Origin of the sequence: Klebsiella sp. HMSC25G12 (genome assembly GCF_001807705.1) — a bacterium.
Lineage (GTDB): Bacteria > Pseudomonadota > Gammaproteobacteria > Enterobacterales > Enterobacteriaceae > Klebsiella > Klebsiella variicola.
Genome location: NZ_KV789790.1, coordinates 1 through 5,947 on the forward strand (window position 1 = coordinate 1; position 5,947 = coordinate 5,947).

General features: G+C 50.7%; 3 protein-coding genes and 1 pseudogene. 1 reads left to right on the forward strand and 3 read right to left on the reverse strand.

Annotated features, from left to right (window positions below; translation table 11 throughout):
• Positions 1-120 precede the first annotated feature (120 nt).
• Positions 121-1,092, reverse strand: coding sequence for a ParB/RepB/Spo0J family plasmid partition protein (locus tag HMPREF3096_RS01660; protein WP_032731936.1), 972 nt, complete (start codon positions 1,090-1,092; stop codon positions 121-123).
• Positions 1,092-2,258, reverse strand: coding sequence for a plasmid-partitioning protein SopA (gene sopA, locus HMPREF3096_RS01665; protein WP_004117793.1), 1,167 nt, complete (start codon positions 2,256-2,258; stop codon positions 1,092-1,094). The genes HMPREF3096_RS01660 and sopA overlap by 1 nt, the downstream gene beginning before the upstream one ends.
• A 739-nt stretch (positions 2,259-2,997) precedes the next feature.
• On the opposite strand from sopA, the gene HMPREF3096_RS01670 reads away from it, so the two are divergent.
• Positions 2,998-4,008 (forward strand): RepB family plasmid replication initiator protein, encoded by a 1,011-nt coding sequence (locus HMPREF3096_RS01670; RefSeq protein WP_032731938.1) that lies wholly within the window; start codon positions 2,998-3,000, stop codon positions 4,006-4,008.
• 820 nt (positions 4,009-4,828) lie between these two features.
• Here HMPREF3096_RS01670 and HMPREF3096_RS01675 read toward each other — a convergent pair.
• Positions 4,829-5,570: pseudogene (locus HMPREF3096_RS01675) on the reverse strand (tyrosine-type recombinase/integrase).
• Positions 5,571-5,947: the final 377 nt, after the last annotated feature.

Genomic DNA, 5,947 nt, shown 5'->3' on the forward strand with positions numbered 1-5,947 from the left:
AAACGACGATGCAGGTGGGACCGTGGTCCCAGAGAGAGTATTCAGGCCAGTTATTTTTTCTGGCCTGTGAGAAAGGAAATGAAGTGAAGGGAGATAACCGTAGACTAAAGCGTGTCCGCATCAGACTCCTAGTTTCTCAAGCTCCTTAAGAATGGCTTCAATTTTCTCTATACACTCCGCAGGAATGCGGGACCTATCCAGGTTAAGCACCATTTTATCGCCCTTGTACAATGCTGTTGCCCCTGGAGCAAACTGATGACGTGAGCTCAGATTAACTCTTGATGCGGAAGATTGTTTCAGTACGGATGTTAAAAGACTAATGACCTCTTCAGCTTCGAAGATTAGTCCCGCTTTCTTCTGATCGTGGAGAATCTCAGCCTGCTGCTTCAGTAATTCTTCTTTATCTGCAAAAGCCTTCTGAAGGGCTTCACCTGACCGGGCAGACAGTTCTCCAGGATGAGCAAACAGGGCAACAACGGATTTAGGCAGTTTGGCCGTATTGATACAGCGGGTAATGATCTTACGAGAGATGTTTTCCGCATCGGCAAGTGCAGAAATATTTCCAGCAAACTCATTCTGCAGCCGGCTTGTATAACGCAGACCACGTTCATAAGCACTCGTCGGCCGATAATCGTTACCCAGTCGGGACAATGCTGCCATCTGCTCATCGTCCAGTTCACCAACCAGAATGCGATAATCACTTTCCGTCAGGATTGCGGCTTTACGGCGACGGCTGCCGTCTGCAATTTCAATGACATCGGAAACCCGGCGGCCAAAAGCTGGAGTCTGCTGACCAGTCAGTAAAAATGAAGGAATGAGATCATCCAGAGCATCCTCGGTAAGTAGTTCCTGATCGCGCTCATTGCCTGACCATACGCGTGAAGCGCTCTCAACAGAGTCTCCCCGGAGCACTTCAAGGGTAAATTTTACTTCCCGTCCACATACCGGAAGAGAGATGGCATTACCGCGGGCCATAGCACCCACGCGCGCAATTAATGAATCCACCATCGGCGCAGCCGGCGCCGGTGATGAGGTATCTTCAGTCGATTGAGTATGTGTGGTATGTCTTGGAATGACAGGGGCACGCTTCATTATCTAATCTCCCAGCGTGGTTTAATCAGACGATCAAAAATCTCATTGCAAACAGGCTCCCAGATAGAGAGGGCATTACGCCAGGCACCTGTTGAAGAACGTTGATCAATAGCCTGTTCAAAAACGGTTCTCATACGGATCTGACCTTTACCGACTTCATCCGTTTCGCGCACAACATTTTTAAGGACCATGCTTCCCCAGGCATCCCGAATTTGTTCTTCCATCCACGGGGACTGCGAGCCGTTATTATTACTGTATTTGGTAAGCAGAATACGGACATCTGGCTCGAAGCCTTTAAGATCCACGTTCTTAAGCAGGTCACGAAGCATATCGAAAAACTGCAGTGCGGAGGTGTAGTCGAACAGCTCTGCCGGAGTAGGGACAATCAATACATCAGCAGCGCATACAACATTTATCGTACCAATACCAAGGTTAGGTGCACTGTCGATAACAATCACGTCATAATCATGAGCGACCGTTTCAATGGCCAGACGGAGCATCAGGTGCGGGTCAGCAGGTAATTTGCCTTCGTCAAATTTCCCCATCAGCTCAGTTTCAATGCGGTGCAGTGCCAGACAGGACGGGATGATATCAAGGCCAGGCCAGCAGGTGGGCTTTATAGCGTAGCTGGCATCATCCTTTTCCCCAAGATAAAAGGGCAGGAGAGTGTCCTCAGCATGAATATGAAGATCGGGCACCCATCCGTGATACATAGAAGCCGTTCCCTGTGGGTCATTGCCTTCAACGAGAAGAACACGGAGTCCTTTCAGGGCTAGGTCCTGAGCCAGGTGAACAGAAACGGAGGTTTTGTAAACCCCCCCTTTATGAGCGGCAACCCCGATCACCGGAGGGAAAGCATCTTCTGCACGCCGCAGTCGGGTACCGAACACATCCCGCATATGATTGATTTGTTCGATGGTATAACCAACACGTTGTTCAACTCTACCACGGGTTTCCATATCAGGGTGAGGTAACCGGCCGGCTTTCTCTGCATCCCTGATTGCCTGAGAAGAAACGCCAACCAGATCCGCCGCTTCACCAATTCTCCAGCGGCGGGTGATCTTCCTTGCTTCCGGACTGTCGTCATTAAACTGCGCAATGGCGATAGCCTTCGTCATCTCATGTCCAGCAGTAATGCACTGGTTAAGTGTATCCATCAGTCCCATTCTGAGCATCCTTTAATCATCGCTTTGCATCATTTTATTAAATCTTGGAATTATTTGCAAAGCAACAATAAAATCGCAAAGTCATCTGAAAATTGCAAAGCTGGCTGTAATGAAAGCTGTAAACCGGGGAAGAGAGGCTCAATCACATACCGCAGTCAATATTTCTCACTGCCGCTCGCCGCAGTAAGCGATCTCACTCAGTGAGAACGCGGCGAGGAAGTGGAAAAGCACAGAGACTGCACAAAGCACGAACGCTACGATGCCGGATATTCTCCGGATTAGTCAATCTTCATGAAGTTGACTGTGATATGTGAAAAATTGACTATGGTATGAAACTAAAAGCCGAGTGCTGGTCAACAACAAAAGAAGATTCTACATATCGCAGTCAATATTTAATGTTAAATCAGGGAGAGTTACTCATGCGGCATTCAGATTACCCTTGCAGAACCCTGAATGTGGTGGGGTAGATCTGGCTGGGGATTAACGTTATTCGTTGCTTCGATCCAGTAATTGATCCCAAAGAGATCATATTGAGATCCTAAAGAGATCCCCGGATCGCTGCAGCAGGCGCTGTAACTGGCCTGAACGTCATACTGGATCGACTGTGGAATGTAAAAAGTTGACTGCTGTATGCGAAATCTAATACTGTGATATGCAACGGTATTTACTGAGGTATGTATATCCGTTGACTGCGATACGTATAACGACATTCTTTTGTGGATAACCGTTGAGGATCAAGATGACGAGCGAAAATAACAGCTTACCTCTCAATCTTCAGGAAGTGGACAAGACAACCGGCGAAGTTGTTAAGCTGGATGTCAACAGTACCAGTACTGTGCAGCCGGTAGCGCTCATGAGGCTCGGTCTCTTCGTTCCAACCCTGAAATCAACCTCCAGGAGTAAGGCAAACCGTAAAAACGTCACAGATGCCACTGAGGAGCTCGTACAGCTGTCCATCGCCAAAAGCGAAGGGTACACCGACGTTAAGATCACCGGTTCGCGTCTTGATATGGACACGGATTTTAAAGTCTGGCTCGGGATCATTCGCTCGATGTCTGAGTATGGGGTAAAAAGTGACACCCTGGAACTGTCGTTCGTTGAATTCGTTAAGATGTGTGGATTTGACTCACGGCGCTCAAACAAGAAAATGCGGGATCGCATCAGCAATTCCCTGTTTAAACTCGCCTCGGTTACCCTGAAGTTCCAGAGCGAGACCAAAGGATGGACCACCCATCTGGTGCAGTCAGCCTATTATGACATCAACGAGGATATCGTGGAGATCAAGGCTGAACCCAAGCTCTTTGAGCTTTACCATATGGATAGGCGGGTCCTGCTTCGGCTGAAAGCCATTGACGCCCTGCAGCGGAAGGAATCTGCCCAGGCGCTGTATACCTACATCGAGAGCCTTCCCCAGAATCCCGCACCTATCTCCATGAAACGTATGCGGGACCGGCTGAATCTTACCTCAAATATCTATACGCAGAACCACACGGTCCGAAAGGCTATGGAGCAACTTCGGGATATCGGCTATCTGGATTACACCGAGTTTAAACGTGGCCGGGCGACTTACTTTAGCGTTCATTATCGCAATCCCAAACTCATCAGCGGGACGGTGAAGGTGCCGCGCAAGGAGGAAGAAGAGAAGGCGCCGGAGCAGAATTATGACGAAGTCATCAAGGCACTGAAGGCTGCAGGCATCGATCCGCAGAAACTTGCTGAAGCGCTATCGGCGATGAAGCCGGAAAATTGACTGCGATATGCATTACCATGACTGCCGTATGCATACGCAATTAGTTATTGACTGTGAGGTGCATCACGCATACTACAGTCAATATTCGCTCTCCTTTCTGCAAGTAAAGATCGGACAATATTGACTGCGGTATGTCATTTATGGCCATAATATGCTGATATTGACTGCAGCATGCAAGTTTGACGAGGGTGTTACCCGACCAATTGAGAGCTCTCCACGTGACTGCATCCCACAGTCAATATTTCAGTAAATCCCCGGTGCGCACTGAATGAAACCACTCAGCAGAGCGTTGATTCCGGCATTGCCATGCAAGAGCTGCTAAAACCAGTCCTCCGAAGTTCGTTAATCCTGTCGTACCCTCAGCCAGCTTCGCACTGATATCTGCAATCATGAAGAGTAAACATGATGGCTGTCAGAAATGGCCCGGGACGCAGTCACCGACGATATACTGAATAACGACCTGGCTTACCCGGTTGGAAAGGCCCTCAGGTATATCCCCTGTAACCTGCTGATATCCGGATCGCAGTAAGTTTTATTGTCTGCGGTATGAAGATGTCAGCTGGTCACCAGAGGACCGGGGCTCCTTAATACGAATGATGTCATGGTGCAATGAGAAGGTGAGGGGACACGGATGCGGTATGAATATTTCTCTCCAGACCCGGACGGAATGATGCCCGGGTCATACTGAATAAGCGTAACGCTTCTGCGGCCGGCACGGTGAGAGACTCAGAAGCGACTGACTAACTCTGCCTCGTCTGGAATGCGTTTGTCTTTATCTCCTTCACTAAGTGGCAAAGCCCCGGCCGCCTGCCCGACAATCTCAGCCGGCCGCTGGCAGGGAGCGAAAGATCTCCGCGGCATCTCGACCGTCACCGGTAAAGGGAACGGCCAGGGTGGCAGCCATGTCCAGCGCAAATACCCGGGTATAGACTTCCATCGAGCTCGGATCCTTATGCCCGGCCAGCGCCTGGATGAACTTCCTGGGCTACCGGTGATAAAGCATGTGCATGATATAGCTGTGCCGGAAGGTATGCGGCGTCACGGCGATCGAAAAATGCACGCCGTCAGCTTCAGCCCGCTTCACCGCCTGTTTCAGCCAGTTGCGCATTGTCTCATCCGTGACCGGCCATAACGGCTCCCGCCGGCGGGGGCGGGTGGTGACCATCCAGCTTTCCATCTGACGCACAAAACTGCCATCCGTCAGCGGCACCAGGCGCACTTCATCTTTTGGCGGCCGCCCGCGGCGCGCCCGCACTTTCTCCGAAAGCACCCTAACAAAAGGGCGCAGACCATCCAGGTCGAAGGATTCCGGGGTGAGCGTCCGGGCTTCACCGACACGGCTCCCGGTATTCCACATGGTGGCGAACAACATGTGGTGACGCTGGTCCGGCATATACCAGAGGAGGGCGCTCACTTCCGGCGCCAGGAGGTAAGCCGGCGTGGCACCTGTTGAGGTGGCCATCCGCCGGAGTGCCACCGCGGTCGCAAAATCAACGCCCGGGGCGGATCGGCAGCAGGGAGACGCGATCTGGTGAATTCTGCAGGGGAATGATGCTGTTCATGAGTTATTTTTCACGTAGCGCACAACGGGTTTGGATACAGCTATTCTGGCCTGAAGCGGCTGATCCTGCCATGACAATAAATCGCAGCTCGCGGATCCTTTTGTTGTCTTATCCCACATTATTGCGGGTAAAATCAAATACGTAAAGGATCCTTTTTCAGCGTAGATCCACGCTGAAGCCAGTCACGACGCGGACTGAGGCGCGTTTTACGGTTTTTGGGAGAAATGGGGTAATGCCATGACAAACAGCTATGTTGACACTGGCATTAATGAAGACGAGAAACGGCTACCTTCCGGATGCGATCGGCAGGAATGATCTTTAACATGTTCCGTCTGTGGTTGTGTAAGGGCAGCCAGTACGGCAGTGACGACTGGCAC

Bases quoted from the DNA above. Each gene is read 5' to 3' on its own strand.
- HMPREF3096_RS01660 (WP_032731936.1), bottom strand. From the start codon at position 1,092: ATGAAGCGTGCCCCTGTCATTCCAAGACATACCACACATACTCAATCG.
- sopA (WP_004117793.1), bottom strand. From the start codon at position 2,258: ATGGGACTGATGGATACACTTAACCAGTGCATTACTGCTGGACATGAG.
- HMPREF3096_RS01670 (WP_032731938.1), top strand. From the start codon at position 2,998: ATGACGAGCGAAAATAACAGCTTACCTCTCAATCTTCAGGAAGTGGAC.